Origin of the sequence: Roseinatronobacter ekhonensis, assembly GCF_900499075.1 — a bacterium.
Classification (GTDB): Bacteria; Pseudomonadota; Alphaproteobacteria; order Rhodobacterales; family Rhodobacteraceae; genus Roseinatronobacter; species Roseinatronobacter ekhonensis.
Genome location: NZ_UIHC01000014.1, coordinates 21738 through 37364, shown reverse-complemented (window position 1 = coordinate 37364; position 15627 = coordinate 21738). Strand labels below are relative to the sequence as shown.

Annotated in this window: 17 protein-coding genes; 15 read left to right on the top strand and 2 right to left on the bottom strand. The window is 61.8% G+C overall.

The genetic code is table 11. The features are described 5' to 3' along the window. Positions 1-297 precede the first annotated feature (297 nt). From ROE7235_RS08800 to hypE, 15 genes are all read left to right on the top strand, one after another. The gene (locus ROE7235_RS08800) at positions 298-1449 is read left to right on the top strand and encodes a hydrogenase small subunit (protein WP_281272829.1); all 1152 of its coding nucleotides are present in this window, start codon (positions 298-300) and stop codon (positions 1447-1449) included. A 3-nt stretch (positions 1450-1452) separates the two neighbouring features. Next, positions 1453-3243, top strand: coding sequence for a nickel-dependent hydrogenase large subunit (locus tag ROE7235_RS08795; protein WP_121094734.1), 1791 nt, complete (start codon positions 1453-1455; stop codon positions 3241-3243). A gap of 13 nt (positions 3244-3256) precedes the next feature. Continuing rightward, positions 3257-3982, top strand: coding sequence for a Ni/Fe-hydrogenase, b-type cytochrome subunit (gene cybH / locus ROE7235_RS08790; RefSeq protein WP_121094732.1), 726 nt, complete (start codon positions 3257-3259; stop codon positions 3980-3982). Positions 3983-4265: 283 nt separating this feature from the next. Then, the gene (locus tag ROE7235_RS08785; RefSeq protein WP_121094798.1) at positions 4266-4901 is read left to right on the top strand and encodes a HyaD/HybD family hydrogenase maturation endopeptidase; all 636 of its coding nucleotides are present in this window, start codon (positions 4266-4268) and stop codon (positions 4899-4901) included. Between the two features lie 5 nt (positions 4902-4906). Continuing rightward, positions 4907-5227 carry a HypC/HybG/HupF family hydrogenase formation chaperone gene (locus tag ROE7235_RS08780; RefSeq protein WP_121094729.1) on the top strand — a complete coding sequence of 107 codons (321 nt, stop codon included), beginning with the start codon at positions 4907-4909 and terminating at the stop codon, positions 5225-5227. A gap of 10 nt (positions 5228-5237) precedes the next feature. After that, positions 5238-5624, top strand: a complete 387-nt coding sequence (locus ROE7235_RS08775) for a thioredoxin domain-containing protein (RefSeq protein ID WP_121094727.1) — start codon at positions 5238-5240, stop codon at positions 5622-5624. Continuing rightward, positions 5624-6451 carry a hydrogenase expression/formation protein gene (locus tag ROE7235_RS08770; RefSeq protein WP_121094725.1) on the top strand — a complete coding sequence of 276 codons (828 nt, stop codon included), beginning with the start codon at positions 5624-5626 and terminating at the stop codon, positions 6449-6451. The genes ROE7235_RS08775 and ROE7235_RS08770 overlap by 1 nt, the downstream gene beginning before the upstream one ends. Then, positions 6448-7209, top strand: coding sequence for a [NiFe]-hydrogenase assembly chaperone HybE (hybE, locus tag ROE7235_RS08765; RefSeq protein ID WP_121094723.1), 762 nt, complete (start codon positions 6448-6450; stop codon positions 7207-7209). The genes ROE7235_RS08770 and hybE overlap by 4 nt, the downstream gene beginning before the upstream one ends. Before the next feature lie 5 nt (positions 7210-7214). Beyond that, positions 7215-8099, top strand: coding sequence for a hydrogenase expression/formation protein HupK (locus ROE7235_RS08760; protein WP_121094721.1), 885 nt, complete (start codon positions 7215-7217; stop codon positions 8097-8099). Continuing rightward, positions 8092-8433, top strand: a complete 342-nt coding sequence (gene hypA / locus ROE7235_RS08755; protein WP_121094719.1) for a hydrogenase maturation nickel metallochaperone HypA — start codon at positions 8092-8094, stop codon at positions 8431-8433. Before ROE7235_RS08760 ends, hypA begins: the two co-directional genes overlap by 8 nt. Beyond that, complete coding sequence (gene hypB / locus ROE7235_RS08750) at positions 8433-9239, top strand: hydrogenase nickel incorporation protein HypB (protein ID WP_121094717.1); 807 nt, start codon at positions 8433-8435, stop codon at positions 9237-9239. Before hypA ends, hypB begins: the two co-directional genes overlap by 1 nt. Next, a complete protein-coding gene (locus ROE7235_RS08745; protein WP_121094715.1) occupies positions 9236-10723 on the top strand; it encodes a sigma-54-dependent transcriptional regulator in 1488 nt (495 codons plus the stop codon). The genes hypB and ROE7235_RS08745 overlap by 4 nt, the downstream gene beginning before the upstream one ends. 3 nt (positions 10724-10726) lie before the next feature. Further along, positions 10727-11017, top strand: a complete 291-nt coding sequence (locus ROE7235_RS08740) for a HypC/HybG/HupF family hydrogenase formation chaperone (RefSeq protein ID WP_121094713.1) — start codon at positions 10727-10729, stop codon at positions 11015-11017. Then, on the top strand, positions 11014-12150 hold the full coding sequence (gene hypD, locus ROE7235_RS08735; RefSeq protein WP_121094711.1) for a hydrogenase formation protein HypD: 1137 nt from the start codon (positions 11014-11016) through the stop codon (positions 12148-12150). Before ROE7235_RS08740 ends, hypD begins: the two co-directional genes overlap by 4 nt. Positions 12151-12224: 74 nt before the next feature. After that, positions 12225-13247 carry a hydrogenase expression/formation protein HypE gene (gene hypE, locus ROE7235_RS08730; RefSeq protein WP_121094708.1) on the top strand — a complete coding sequence of 341 codons (1023 nt, stop codon included), beginning with the start codon at positions 12225-12227 and terminating at the stop codon, positions 13245-13247. Between the two features lie 74 nt (positions 13248-13321). Here hypE and ROE7235_RS08725 read toward each other — a convergent pair whose 3' ends face one another. After that, positions 13322-14368, bottom strand: a complete 1047-nt coding sequence (locus ROE7235_RS08725; RefSeq protein WP_121094706.1) for an ABC transporter ATP-binding protein — start codon at positions 14366-14368, stop codon at positions 13322-13324. Beyond that, positions 14368-15624 carry an MGH1-like glycoside hydrolase domain-containing protein gene (locus ROE7235_RS08720; protein ID WP_121094796.1) on the bottom strand — a complete coding sequence of 419 codons (1257 nt, stop codon included), beginning with the start codon at positions 15622-15624 and terminating at the stop codon, positions 14368-14370. Before ROE7235_RS08720 ends, ROE7235_RS08725 begins: the two co-directional genes overlap by 1 nt. Positions 15625-15627: the final 3 nt, after the last annotated feature.

Below are 15627 nucleotides of genomic sequence, written 5' to 3'. Positions count from 1 at the left end.
TAGGTCAGAATTGTATGACGAATATGCTTATTTGTCATACGCGCCCCCGGGCACCTGTCAAGCGTGCCGTCGGCGCTGCTCAAACGCTGTGCAAGGTGCATGTGGAAAGCCCGTTTCCGAGGCGGTTTCGGACTGGAAGCCCCCTCACCGGAGCGAAAATGCCGCTTGGCATACAAAGGCACACCAAAACAACCGTTTAGCCCGATCCGGCGGCAGGCGCGCTTTTTCCTGCCACCAAAATGCATCTTGGCGCATTTTTTTGGGCAATCAGCCAGACAAGCACCGGAGGAGGCCGCTTTGACCCAGCCAGAAACCACGACCGAGCGAATCGAAACCTTTTACGAGGTGATGCGCGCGCAGGGCATTACGCGACGCAGTTTTATGAAATACTGCTCGCTCACCGCAGCGGCCCTTGGCCTTGGCCCGGCCTTCGTGCCCAAGATTGCCCATGCGATGGAAACCAAGCCGCGCACGCCGGTCATCTGGTTGCACGGGCTGGAATGCACATGTTGTTCGGAAAGCTTTATCCGGTCGGGCCATCCGCTGGCCAAAGACGTGATCCTGTCCATGATCAGCCTTGATTATGACGACCTGCTGATGGCCGCTGCCGGCCATCAGGCAGAGGCCGCGCTGGAAGAGACGATCCAGAAATACAAGGGCAACTATATTCTGGCGGTCGAAGGCAATCCGCCGCTGAACGAGGATGGGATGTTCTGCATCTCTGGCGGCAAGCCATTTCTGGAAAAACTGAAACGGGTTGCCAAAGACGCGAAGGCGGTGATCGCATGGGGTGCTTGCGCGTCCTATGGTTGCGTTCAGGCCGCAGCCCCGAACCCCACGCAGGCGACGCCGATTCACAAGGTCATCACCGACAAACCCATCATCAAGGTGCCCGGCTGTCCGCCGATTGCCGAGGTGATGACCGGCGTCATTACCTACATGGTGACGTTCGACAAGATGCCGTCGCTGGACCGGCAGGGCCGCCCGCTGATGTTCTATTCGCAGCGCATCCATGACAAATGCTACCGCCGTCCGCATTTCGACGCAGGCCAGTTCGTCGAAGCGTGGGACGACGAAGGTGCGCGCAAGGGGTACTGCCTGTACAAGGTGGGGTGCAAGGGCCCGACCACCTACAACGCCTGTTCCACCGTGCGCTGGAACGAGGGCGTCAGCTTTCCCATCCAATCCGGCCATGGCTGCATCGGCTGTTCCGAAGACGGGTTCTGGGATCAGGGCAGCTTCTATGACCGCGTGACCGATGTGACCCAGTTCGGGGTCGAGGCGAATGCCGACCGTGTGGGCCTGGCTGCGATGGGTGTCGTGGGCGGGGCCGTGGCGGGCCATGCCGCGCTGTCCGCGCTGAAACGCGCGCAGCAAAAGGCGCAAGGTCATGCCAACGCGGTCAAGGATGATGAAAAGGCCGCCAAGGCCAACAAGGAAGAGGCGTAAACCATGCTGGAAACTCCGAACGGTTATTCGATGGACAAATCCGGCCGCCGGATCGTCATCGACCCTGTCACCCGCATCGAAGGCCATATGCGCTGCGAGATCAACGTGGATGACCAAGGCGTCATTCGCAACGCGGTCAGCACCGGCACCATGTGGCGTGGGCTGGAGGTGATCCTGAAGGGCCGCGACCCGCGCGACGCGTGGGCCTTTACCGAGCGGATCTGCGGCGTCTGCACTGGCACCCATGCTTTGACGAGCGTCCGCGCGGTGGAAGATGCGCTGGGCATCCAGATCCCGGACAACGCCAATTCCATTCGCAATATCATGCAGTTGAACCTGGAAATTCACGACCATATCGTGCATTTCTACCACCTGCACGCACTGGACTGGGTGAACCCGATCAACGCATTGCGCGCCGACCCAAAGGCGACCAGCGAATTGCAACAGATGGTCAGCCCCGCGCATCCGCTCTCCAGCCCCGGCTATTTCCGGGACGTGCAGAACCGGCTGAAGAAATTCGTGGAATCGGGGCAGCTTGGCATTTTCAAGAACGGCTATTGGGACAACCCGGCCTATAAAATGCCGCCCGAAGCCGACCTGATGGCGACCACGCATTATCTGGAAGCGCTGGACCTGCAAAAGGACATCGTCAAGATTCACACCATTTTCGGCGGCAAGAACCCGCATCCGAACTGGCTGGTGGGCGGTGTGCCTTGCCCGATCAACATGGACAGCGTGGGTGCCACGGGCGCGATCAACATGGAGCGGCTGAACCTTGCAAGCTCTATCATCGACCGCTGCATAGAGTTCAACAACAACGTCTACATTCCCGATGTGATCGCCATCGGCAACTTCTACCGCACATGGCTGCATGGCGGCGGCTTGTCGTCGCAAGCCTGTCTGGCCTATGGCGACATTCCCGAAAACGCCAATGATTTCAGCACGGAAAACCTGCATTTGCCGCGGGGTGCGATCATCAACGGCAACCTGAACGAAGTGCATGATGTCGATGTGCGCGACCCCGAACAGGTTCAGGAATTCGTCGATCATTCTTGGTATACTTATGGCGAACCCGGTCGCGGGCTGCACCCTTGGGATGGCATCTCGGAAGCGCAGTACGAGCTTGGGCCGAACGCCAAGGGCACCCGGACCAACATCAAGGAACTGGACGAGGCGGCCAAATATAGCTGGATCAAGGCCCCGCGCTGGCGCGGGCACGCGATGGAAACGGGGCCGCTTGCCCGCTACGTCGTGGGCTATGCCAAGGGGCATGAAGACATCAAGGATCAGGTCGACGGGCTGCTCCGCACGATGGACCTGCCGTTTGAGGCGATCTTCTCGACCTTGGGGCGCACCGCTGCGCGCGCGCTGGAGTCGGAATATTGCGGGCGCTTGCAGAAGTACTTTTTCGACAAGCTTGTGACCAATATCAAGAACGGCGACACTCACACCGCCAATGTCGAGAAATGGGACCCCAAGACCTGGCCGAAGGAAGCCAAGGGCGTGGGTATGACCGAAGCGCCGCGCGGATCATTGGGCCACTGGATTCGCATCAAGGACGGGCGGATCGAGAATTATCAATGCGTGGTGCCCACCACATGGAACGGCAGCCCGCGCGACGCACAGGGCAATATCGGGGCGTTCGAAGCGAGCCTTATGAACACCCCGATGGAACGCCCGGACGAACCCGTGGAAGTGCTGCGCACTCTGCACAGCTTCGACCCGTGTCTGGCTTGTTCCACGCATGTCATGTCGCCCGACGGGGACGAACTGACCACTGTGCGCGTGCGGTGAAGGGGGGCATGACATGAGCGTTCAACCCGATACCGACACGCCGTTCCACAAGGCGGGGCGGCACAAGCAAACCTCGATCTATGTCTATGAAGCGCCGGTACGCATCTGGCATTGGGTCAATGCGCTGGCCATCATGGTCTTGTGCCTGACCGGCTATTTCATCGGCAAACCCCTGCCCAGCTTTTCGGGGGCAGAGGCCACCTACCAGTTCTTTTTCGGCTATTTGCGTTTTGCGCATTTTGCCGCCGGAATGGTGCTGACCGTGGGCTTTTTCGGGCGCGCCTATTGGGCGCTTGTGGGCAACCACCACGCAAAGCAATTGTTCAGCTTTCCATTCTGGAAGGCCCATTTCTGGGCCGAGGTTTGGTTCGAGCTACGCTGGTATATGTTCTTGGAACGCGAACCGAAGAAGTACGAGGGGCACAACCCGCTGGCGCAAATGGCGATGTTCTTTTTCATCACCGTGGCCACGCTCTTCATGATCGTGACGGGTTTTGCGCTGTATGCCGAGGGCCTGGGCAAAAGCCACTGGTTGTATTCGATCGCTGGCTGGGTCATCGAACTGGCGGGCAACAGTCTGGACGTGCATATGCTGCACCGGATGGGCATGTGGGCCATGCTGATCTTTGTGGTCATCCATATCTATGTGGCGGTGCGCGAAGATATCATGTCTCGCCAATCCATCGTCTCTACCATGATTTCGGGGCACCGCACTTTCAAAGACGACCGCCCGGACTAGACCCGGCATATCACACAGGGGTGAATCAGCCCCGGAAAACGGCCCTGCGGGGCCGTTTTGCATGTCATAAGCCGCAAGATGGATTGCCACAAAGCAGAAATGTGAAAACAAACTTTCCACCTTTCTGCGGCGCGGCATGCAGTGGAATGCCGAAATATAGTATATATTTCATGGATTTATTTATTTTCACTGTTTCGATCAAAACCTGCATCTTGAGCGCATGGAAAGTTGTAATTTGTATTTGACCGCAGGTGCAAAGCTTGCAGTCAGCCAGCCCGGCAAGATGGAGGATCCCGTGGCCAGCCAGACCAATCCAGAGAATATTCTTGTCATGGGCATCGGCAATCTGCTGTGGGCCGACGAAGGCTTCGGCGTGCGCTGCGTGGAACATCTGTCGCAGAACTGGGCTGTCCCGCCCAATGTGCACTTGCTGGATGGCGGCACGCAGGGGCTGTATCTGCTGCCTTTTCTAGAGGCTGCGGATGCTTTGATCGTCTTCGATGCGGTGGATTACGGCATCGAGCCCGGCACCATGAAGCTGGTCGAGGATGATGAAGTGCCCGCTTTCATGGGCGCAAAGAAGATGAGCCTGCACCAGACCGGGTTTCAGGAGGTGATTGCCACCGCGCAATTGCTGGGGCGCTGCCCGGACCGGCTGTTCCTGATCGGCGTGCAGCCAGTTGAACTAGAGGATTTCGGCGGCGGCCTTCGCCCGCTGACTGCCAGCCGTGTGCAGCCCTCTGTGCAGATTGCCGTCGAAAAGCTGCGTGAATGGGGCGTGCAAGTGCAGCCGGGTCAGACCGTCGCCCATGATCTTGCCGACCCCTCATTGACGCGCGACGCCTATGAAGGCGGACGCCCGTCTGAGGATGTCGCTTGCCGCACCGGTGACGACCGCTTCTTTCCGGCCAAGGTGTAGCTGCGATGTGTGTGGGTCTTCCAATGCAAATCGTATCGGTCGACGGTATTGCCGCGACCTGCACCGACGGGACGCAACACGAAACGGTCGATCTGTCGTTGCTGGGCGATCAGGCTCCCGGCACATGGGTGCTGACCCATCTGGGCTGCGCCCGAGAGGTGATTTCAGAAACCGAAGCGCGCCAGATCATGGCCGCGCTCGAAGGTTTGCGCGCGATCATGGCAGGGGGCGACGCCGGCGATGCGTTTGCCGATCTGGACGCCCGCGCACCGCAACTGCCGCCCCATTTGCAAGCCGCGCTCGACGCGGGCCACCCTAACGGTTGAGGAGGTTTTCATGTCCCACCCGCTTCTGACACGACTGACCAATGAGATGGGCTGGCCTCATCTGACAGATGCCGACGCCTTGTCTGCGCATCTGGCGTGCCCCGGCCTGCATTGCCTGTTCATTCCCGGCGACCCGGCGCGCAATCTGGAAACCGCAGATGCCGCCGTGATCCTGCCGGAATTGCAACAGGCGTTCCAAGGCCGGTTCGACTGTGCGCTTGTGGGTGACGCGATCGAAGCGGGCTTGCGTGAAACCACGCGGGTTCTGAAAACGCCGGGCTTCTTGTTCTATGATGGCGACCGTTTCCTTGGTGGCATCGCCAAGGTGCGCGACTGGGACGACTACATGGCGCGCGTCCCGCATATCCTGTCCACCCCAGCCGAAAGCGACGCGTAATGGAAAGCCCCTTCACCCTGCCGCCCAGCGGGTTTGGCCCCGGAACCCAAGCCGATGACGACGCGCTGGAATACATTGCGCTGCCCTCTGGCATGCGCACCTACACCGCCCATACGCCAGAAGTGGATGACCCCGCCTCTGTTGCGCCCGCTCTGGCCGTGTTGGCGCAGATTGCCCATGCCTGCGATACCGTCGCGCAAGGCGGCGGTCGGGCACAGGTCGCGCTGGAGGGTCTGAGCGGTATCGCCCGCAAGTTTCTGGCCGATACGCTCGGTCAGGGCGAAGTGTCCATGAAGCTGCGCGGTGTTCCTGCCATCGCGGTTCAGGAAAGTGTGTTCGCCGGCGTTTGGGTGTTAAAGGGCGCGGGCGTGGATATGGCCGAAATCGGCCCCGTGCCGGAACAAGCCGTTTTGCGCGCGAACCGCCCGCACCGTGCCGCAGCGCCGGACGCCCCACGCGCGGCTGGTGTGGTCAATGCGCCCGCGCTGCTGGAAGAGCTGTCGGACAAGGCCCGCGCTTGGGCCCCCGGCACGCAGGTGCATGTCGTGAACCTGACGCTCTTGCCTCACACGCCCGAAGACCTTGACCACATGGCAACGGTCTTGGGCGAAGGCGCGGTCACGATCCTGTCGCGGGGCTATGGCAACTGCCGGATCACGGCGGCAGCGGTTCCGCATGTCTGGCGTGTGCAGTTCTTCAACTCCAGCGACACGCTGATACTGGACACTTGGGAAGTCACGGATATGCCCGAGGTTGCGCTGGCCGCACCAGAAGATCTGGCCGACAGCGCCGACCGTATCCGCGACGTGATAGAGGCGATCCGATGAGCGCGCCCGGGTTCGAGGGCTCTTATCTGGGCGCTGGTGCCAAGATTTCGGCGCAGGCCGTCATGGAATGTAAGATATGCTGGCAGGTCTATGACCCTGCCCATGGCGATGAGAGCCGCCAGATCAGCGCGGGCACGCCCTTTACCGCGCTGCCCGATGACTGGACCTGCCCCGGTTGCGGGGCCGCGCCCGAGCAATTCATGGTGCTGCGCGACGAGGGCCAAGGCGCAAGCCAGATGGATAGCGCCATTGCCCGGCTAGAGGCCGATTTCCGCGAAATCTACAATGGGAAGATGCGCGATGTGCCGCTGTGCAATCACTCTCTGCATGTTCAGGCGGTGGGCTTTTCCGACTGGCAGGGGCATTACCTTGGCGTGCTGATCGCGCCGTGGTTCATGAACCTTGTGCTTCTGGCAGGGCCGGATGACGCATGGTCGGCCCTGCATTCGGGCGAGAAAGAGATGATCGGCTTCCCATCTGGCAATTACGAGTTCATCCACAATACCCGTGACATGGTCGGCGGCTACAAGGCATGTTCGTTGTTCTCGCCCATGTCCGATTTCAACAGTCAGGTGCAGGCGGTCGATGTCGCACGCGCGGTCATGGCGGCATTGTTCGACCCGGAGGCGTTGGAACGGCTGGAAGACGGGGCAGAGTCACTGACACCGCAAAAACCCGATCTGCCGCGCGGCGAAGCCCCGAAATTGCAAAAGGCCCGTCCGCTGGAGCGGCGCGCCTTTATCACCGGTCGTGTCTGACGATCATGTCGGGTGAGCTTGTCATAAACCAAGGCGCGCAAGGCTGGGTGTTCAACCTGCCAGACCCGCCGCCGCTGGCACAGGTGCTCGCTGGCAAGACACCCGAGGCCGCGGCGCAGCTACTGGCGCGCATTTTCAATCTATGCGGAACGGCGCAGGGCATGGCCGCGCGGCTGTCGGCGCAGCGTCCCGACGGGCCTCGCGCGCTGGACGGCTTGGCGCGCGATGTGGTGCGCGATCATCTGTTGGCGCTGTGCATCACCTTGCCGCGCATATGCGGTTTGCCGGTGCAACCGCTGCCACAAGATTGGCAAGCGATGGGTGATCTGTCGGGCGCGCTATGGGGTGGACCGCGCCCCATGGTATTGCAGGACTGGCTGAACGGGGGCAGGGGGTTTGCACCACTTGCCAATGCGGTCTGCACGCGCTTTCCGGGGCGGCTGGCAGCATCGCGCCCACTGCCATTTGCCTGCGCCACCAGCGTGGGCCGGTTTGAGCCGTTGGAAAACAGCCCCGCCATGCGCCACGCCCAAGATGCGCTTTTACGGCAGGCAGAGGCCGCGCATGGGCGTGGCCCGCTCTGGCGGTTGCTGGGCCGCATCTGCGATGCAGAGGATGCCGCTTTGGGCCGGTTGCCCGCGCCGCAGCGCCGCGACGATGGCACGGCGCTGGTGCCAGCCGCGCGCGGGGTTTATGCACTGCGGTTACACCTAAAGGATGGGCGGGTTGGTGGCATATCGCGATCTACCCCCACGGATCATATGCTGGCTTCGGGTGGCGCGTTGCGCAGCGCGCTTGACAGCGTGCGCGACATGATGCTGGCCCGTATCGTGCTGGCGCTACATGACCCATGCCTGCCCACAAGGCTGGAGGAAACCGCCCATGCATGAGATGTCGCTCGCCGAAGGTATTCGCAGCACAGTGATGGATCAGGCGCAGGCGCATGGCTTTACCCGTGTGACCCGTTTGCGGCTGGAAATCGGCCGCTTTGCCGGGGTCGAAAAACCAGCGCTGGAATTCGCCTTTGACGTGGTCATGCGCGGCAGCCCCGCCGAGGGCGCGGAACTGTCCCTGATAGACCTGCCTGGACGGGCCCTGTGCTACGATTGCATGGTAGAGGTGGAAATCAACGACCGGCTGGACCCCTGCCCGCATTGCGGCGGTGGCAAGCTGATGCCGCAAGGCGGCGACGAAATGCGGATAAAAGACATGGAGGTGATCTGATGTGCACAGTTTGCGGTTGTAGCGAAGGCCCGAAGATTGATGGCAAGGCCACGGCACATTCTCATGCGCATGATCACGATCATGCACATGACCACCATCATTACGGGCATGGCGCGGCAGGTGTTTCTGTTCCCGGCATGAGCCAAGAACGCCTGATCGCGGTCGAAACCGACATACTGGCCAAGAACAATGTCCATGCCGCGTCGAACCGTCGTGTTCTGGGCGCGCTGGGGTGCCTTGCGGTCAATCTTGTTTCTTCCCCCGGATCGGGGAAAACCACGCTGCTGTGCAAGACCATCGAGGCGCTGGGCGATCAGCCTCTGGCCGTGATCGAGGGCGACCAGCAGACCAGCAACGACGCCGACCGCATCCGCGCCACCGGCGCGCGCGCGGTTCAGGTGAATACCGGCAAGGGGTGCCATTTGGACGGCCACATGGTGGGCCACGCGATGGATGATCTGCGCCTTGCACCGCAAAGCATGCTGTTCATCGAAAACGTGGGCAACCTTGTCTGCCCCGCTGCGTTTGATCTGGGCGAGGATGCCAAGGTCGCCATTCTGTCGGTGACAGAGGGTGAAGACAAACCCCTGAAATACCCCGACATGTTTACCGCTGCAAAGCTCGCGATCCTGAACAAGACCGACCTTGCGCCAAATTGCGATGCGGATCTGGACGCCTACGAGGCCAATCTGCGCCGTGTGAACCCCGACATAACCGTGCTGCGCGTCTCGGCGCGCACCGGAGAGGGGATGGAGGCATGGCTTGACTGGCTGCGCGCGGGGCTTGCCGCCAAGGCCGCACCATGACCCGCTCTGCCCGCCCCTCTATTCTTGTGGTCGATGACGAGCCGCATTCGCTGGCCTCTATGCGGATGGCGCTGGAAGACGAGTTCGACATTCTGACCGCCACGAGCGCCGAAGGTGCCCTGCGCATTCTGTCGGATGAGTGGGTGCAGGTGGTGTTCTGCGACCAGCGGATGCCCGGAAAAACCGGTGTGCAATTGCTGACAGAGATGCGCGAACGCTGGCCGGAAATCGTGCGCGTTATCATCACCGGCTATACCGACCCCGGCGACATGGCCGATGCGATCAATGCCGCCGGGATCTACCAGTTCCTGACAAAGCCGTGGCATCCCGAACAACTGCTGATGGTCGCGCGCAACGCCGCCGACCTGTTCACCATGACCCGCGAGCATGAACGCCTGTCGCTGGAAATGAAGCATTTGGGCACGACCACCGAAACCAAGCTGGAAAAGCGCCGCCGCGACCTGCGCGAGCGGCAGGGTTTTGACGCCATCTTGCGCAGTCCGCAGTCGCGCATGAACGCGGTGATAGAGGCCGCGCGCCAATATGCCAGTTTTGACGTTCCCGTGCTGTTAAGCGGCGAAGCCGGAACCGGCAAGCGTGATATCGCGCAGGCCATGCACCATGCGTCCTTGCGCGCAGACAAGCCGTTTTATGCGCTCAACTGCGCGGGCCTGCCCGAAGACTTGCTGGAACTGGAGCTGTTCGGCGCCAAGCGCGGCGCTGTGGCGGGGCTGGCCACCAACCGTGTCGGGCTGCTGCAAAAGGCCGATCGCGGCACGCTTTATCTGGGCGGGGTGGAAACCTTGGGGCCACATTTGCAAATGGCGCTGGTGCGGGTGTTGTCCGAAGGCGCCTTTCAGCCGTTGGGCGCACATGAAGCGGTGCGCACGCAGGTGCGGCTGATCTGCGGGCTGACCGGCGATCTGCGCGAATTGATGGCCGAAGGGCGGCTGCGCACCGATCTGGGCTATGCCATTTCCACTGGCGAAATCTCCCTGCCGCCCTTGCGCGGGCGGCGCGGCGATGTCGCCATTCTGGCACAGGCCGCGCTGTTCGACGCGGCAGCCACCCACGGCAAACAGGTGCAGGGCTTTGACGATACCGCGTTGGAATTTCTGGAAAACTATGACTGGCCCGGAAACCTGCGCGAGTTGGAGAACGAGGTGACGCGGATGCTGGTGTTCGCCCAGGACCCCAGCTTGGGCGCGGACCTGATCTCGCGCCATATTTTGCAGTCAGAGCCCAGCGAAGAGGGCGCGGATCGGAGCCTCGGGCCGATCCTGACGGGTGAGGGCACGCTCAAGGACAGGGTGGAACTGGTCGAAATGCGCATCCTGCGCGAAACGCTGACGCGCCACCGTTGGAACAAAAGCCGCACCGCTGCCGAACTTGGGCTTAGCCGCGTGGGGCTGCGCGCCAAGATTGACCGCTACGGTATAGACGACCCAACCGGCCAAAGTGCCACAACCGACGAGGAGGTGTAGACCATGTGCCTAGGTATTCCCGGCCAGATCACCGCGATCACCGATGCCGACCGGCTGACGGGCATGGCCGATGTGTCCGGCGTGCGGCGCGAAGTGTCGCTGGCCCCCGTGGCGGACGGCCCACTGGACGATTTGATCGGGCAATGGGCGCTGATCCATGTGGGTTTCGCGATGGCGATCATCGACGAGAAAGAGGCCGCGCGCACGCTCGATGCGCTGCGCGATCTGGGTGAGGCGCAGGAAGCGCTGGACGCCATGGCAGAAGGCCAGAAAGCGCTGGAGGGCAGCCAATGAAACATGTCACCGAATTTCGCGATCCGGCACTGGCGCGCAACCTGCTGGGCGAAATCGCCCGGCTGGCCGACCAGATCGGGGCAACGCGCGACAAGCCGACGCGCATTATGGAAATCTGCGGCGGGCATACCCACGCAATCTTTCGCTTCGGACTGGACAAGCTGGTGCATGAGGGGATCGAGTTCATCCACGGCCCCGGTTGTCCGGTCTGCGTGCTGCCTATGGCGCGGGTCGATGAGTGCATAGAGATCGCAGAGCGGCCCGGCGTCATCTTCACCACCTTTGGCGATGCGATGCGCGTGCCCGGAACGCGCGGCTCGCTGATACAAGCCAAAGCGCGCGGTTGCGATATTCGCATGGTCTATAGCCCGCTGGACGCGCTGGAAATCGCGCGCCGCAACCCCGACCGCGAGGTGGTGTTCTTCGGGCTGGGGTTCGAGACGACAACCCCCTCGACCGCCTTTGCCATTCAGGCCGCCGCCCGCGAAGGCTTGGGCAATTTCAGCGTGTTCTGCAACCATATCACGGTACCCGAACCGCTGCGCGCGTTGCTCAATGACCCTCATATGCAACTGGACGGCTTTGTCGGGCCGGGCCATGTCAGCATGGTCATCGGCACGCACCCCTATGATTTCATTGCAGAGGAATTCGGCAAGCCTATCGCCGTGGCAGGGTTCGAGCCGCTGGATCTGTTGCATTCGGTCGCCATGGTGCTGCGCCAGATCGCCGAAGGGCGCGCCGAGGTGGAAAACCAATACGCCCGCGTGGTGCCTGAGCATGGCAATCCGGCATCCTTGGCGGCAATCGCTGATGTCTATGAGCGGCGCCCCAGCTTTGAGTGGCGCGGCTTGGGCGAGATCGACGCTTCTGGCCTGCGCATTCGTCCGGCCTATGCCGCCTTTGACGCAGAAGAGAAATTTGGCGTGGGCTATGCCACCGAACGCCGCCACGTCCCCGAGCCCGAAGGCTGCGCTTGCGGCGCGGTGATGACCGGGCGCATCAAGCCCACCGCCTGCCCGCAATACGGGTTGGGCTGCACGCCGGAAACACCGCTTGGCGCGCTGATGGTCAGTTCCGAAGGGGCTTGCGCGGCCTATTGGCAATACGGTGGCGCGCGGCTGGCAGCACAATAACGCCATGGACCGACGGGGTACCCTGCGGTCCATGGCATCTTTTTGAGTATTTTTGGCAAGATGAAGAGGCAAGCATGGCGCTGCGCGACACCCATGTAACCATGGCCCATGGCGGCGGCGGGCGTGCAATGCGCGACCTGATCGCAGAGGTCTTTACCGATGTGTTTCAACCACCGGGGCACGAGGATCAGGCGCGGCTGATGGTGGACGCATTACAAAAGCCGGGCGCAAGGCTGGCCTTTACCACTGACAGTTTCGTGGTGTCGCCACTGGAGTTTCGGGGCGGCGATATCGGCAAGCTGGCAGTCTGCGGCACGGTCAACGATCTGGCGGTCGGCGGCGCGCGGCCGCTGTGGCTGTCGGCGGCGTTCATTATCGAGGAAGGCTGCGAGATCGCGATGTTGCGCCGGATTGTCGCGACGATGGATGCAGAAGCGCGGGCCGCCGGTGTGACCATCGTGACGGGTGACACCAAGGTGGTCGAGCGCGGCGCGGCGGACGGCGTGTTCATCACCACGTCCGGTGTTGGCGTGATCGCGCCGGGGGTGGATCTGGGCGCGGCTCATTTGCGCGCGGGCGACGCGATCATCGTCAATGGCCCTTTGGGCGATCATGGCGCGACGATTATGGCGGCGCGCGGCGATTTCGCGCTGCAAAGCACGCTGGCTTCGGATTGCGCAGCGTTGCACGGTGTTATGAGCGCAGCGATGCAGGCTGCCCCCGACATACGGGCGGCGCGCGACTGCACGCGCGGGGGGCTTGCTTCGGCGCTCAACGAACTGGCGAGTGACGCCAAGCTGGGTATGGTGCTGGACGAAGCCGTCCTGCCGCTGCGGGACGAAGTGCGGGGGCTATGCGAGATTCTGGGCCTTGACCCGCTCTATCTGGCGAATGAAGGGCGGCTTGTCTGCTTTACCCCGCCCGAGCAAGCGGAGGCGGTTGTCACGGCGTTGCAAACCCTGCCAGAGGGACAAGGCGCCTGTGTGATTGGGCATGTCACCGATGCACATCCCGGTCAGGTGCGCATGCAAACCCTGTTCGGGGGCGCGCGCATCGTCGATATGCTGATCGGAGACCAATTGCCCCGGATATGCTGAAGCCTTTGTAGAGTGTGGCCGCGCGCCACCGTGCTATCCGTACGGCCAGAACGGTCCTGTGTGACGGGCACGCATTACACCCTCTGGCCATCCGCGCTGAAGAAACTGATGCGTTCGGTATCGAAGGACAGGCCGACAGCTGCGCCGGGCTTCACAGGGCTATCACCTTGGATGCGCGCCATGATCTGTCCCAACGCGCCGCAATCGGCCACTATAAAGCTGTCGGCCCCAAGATACTCGACCACTTCGACCACGCCCGAACATTCGCCCTTACCGGGCTCGACCAAACTGATGTGTTCGGGGCGGATGCCGAGGTTCACGGCGGGTGCCGTGCCAGCGAAAGCGCCAGTGCCGCCACCCTCCAGGTGAAATGCCCCTGCATCTGTTCGACAGGGTAGGACATTCATCTTGGGGCTGCCGATGAACTGCGCGACGAACAGGTTCGCAGGACGCTCATACAGCTCTTTCGGCGTGCCGACCTGCGCGATCTTGCCGAATTCCAGCACCACGATGCGGTCGGCCAAGGTCATCGCCTCTACCTGATCATGGGTCACGTAGATCATGGTGGCTTTCAGCCTGTGATGCAGCTTGGCGATTTCCAGACGCATCTCTACCCGCAAGGCGGCATCGAGGTTGGACAGAGGTTCGTCGAACAGGAAAGCGGTCGGGTCGCGCACGATGCATCGGCCGATGGCCACGCGCTGGCGCTGCCCGCCCGACAGATCCTTGGGGCGACGGTCCAGGTAAGGTTCCAGCTTCAGCACCTCGGCCGCGTTGTCCACTTTCGCGGTGATCTCTGCTTTGGGCGCTCCGGCGGTTTTCAGCGAAAAACCCATGTTGTCACGCACGGACATGTGGGGATAAAGCGCATAGGACTGGAACACCATCGCCAGCCCGCGCTTCGAGGGTGGCTCTGCGGTCACGTCGCGACCGTCAATCTCCAGGCTGCCTCGGCTGATATCTTCCAGCCCGCCGATCATGCGCAGCAATGTGGATTTGCCACAGCCCGACGGGCCGACAAAGACCACGAATTCGCCATTGTCGATTTCAAGGTCGATCCCCTTGATGACCTGAACCTCGCCGAACCATTTTTCGACCGCATTCAACCGGATCAAACCCATCACACGCCTCCTGCCGAGGGAGAGGCCCATGCCAGCCAGACCGCCGCCGTCCATGTAAAGCTGGCGCCGCCCGCAGGGGCGCCCGTCAGCGGATCGTAGTATTCAGCGAACCCATGTTCCGACATCATCTTTGCGGTGCGGGCGCGCAATTCGTCCGCTTCGGCCGTGTGGCCCATATCTGCCAATCCCAACCCGATCAGCATGTTGACAATGGCCCATGTCGGCCCGCGCCAATAGCGTTTGGCGTTGAAGCTACCGCTTCCGACCTTCTGGCTGGGCACCGGGTAGCGGCTGTCAGCGAATGCCTCTTGCAACTCTGCCAGCATTTTGGGGCTTTCGACTAGCCCGAACCAGCACAGGAACGACGCGTTTGAAACCGTTCCGGCGTGATGGCCAAGGTTCAGGTTGTAGCCGTCGAAAACGCCCGCGTCATTGCGCAGACCTTGCGCGCCAGTGGTCAGTTCCGCTGTCCAGCGGTCCAACTCGCGGCGATCCTCTCCCAATGCATCGGCCAGTGCGGCAAGGTCGCGATTGGCGCGCAGCAGAACAAAGGTCATGAGCGGGTCGGCCACTTTGAACGGTTGGTCCTGCGCGACCTTTGCGTCATCCCACCCCAAGCTCCGTGCGCGCTGCACCAGCCAGATATACCGGTCGTAATCTTCTTTCGTGGGCCGCATAGAGGCGTCGACATGTGCAGTGTCGCGGCGGGTGTATGCATCCACGCCGACAGGGTCGATGGCCTGCATTGCGCTGTCCCAGTCGGGCGCGTTGTCACGCCCGCCTTCCCACGGGTGGGTGATGAAAATCATGCCGTCCGAATTGCGCCATGACATGAACCAGCGGTGCCATGCCACCAGTTTGGGAAAGAGCGCCGCGATATGCGCGCGACCTTCCTGCGGGTCTTTGTCATAAATCATCCGCGCGAACGTGGCCGCAACAGGTGGCTGAGAGATGCCGGAGGACGCAATCGGCCCCTTGCCGTCAGTGTCCCAGACATCCTGCCCCGGAAAGTACCTCGGATCAGGCTTGTGGAACAGGATATGCGGTAGCATCCCGTTGGGCCACTGCCCCGAAAACAGCGTTGTCAATTCCAGCCATGCGCGGTCAATGTCGAACTGCGCGAAGCCCCAAGCGGCGAAAGCACTGTCCCAATTCCATTGGTAAGGATACAGTCCGTAGGTCGGCAAAGTATAGCCGCCCTGATCGTTCTTGCGCAGGATCGCGCGCGCCGCTTCGTCTAGGGCAAGATGGTTCATTGT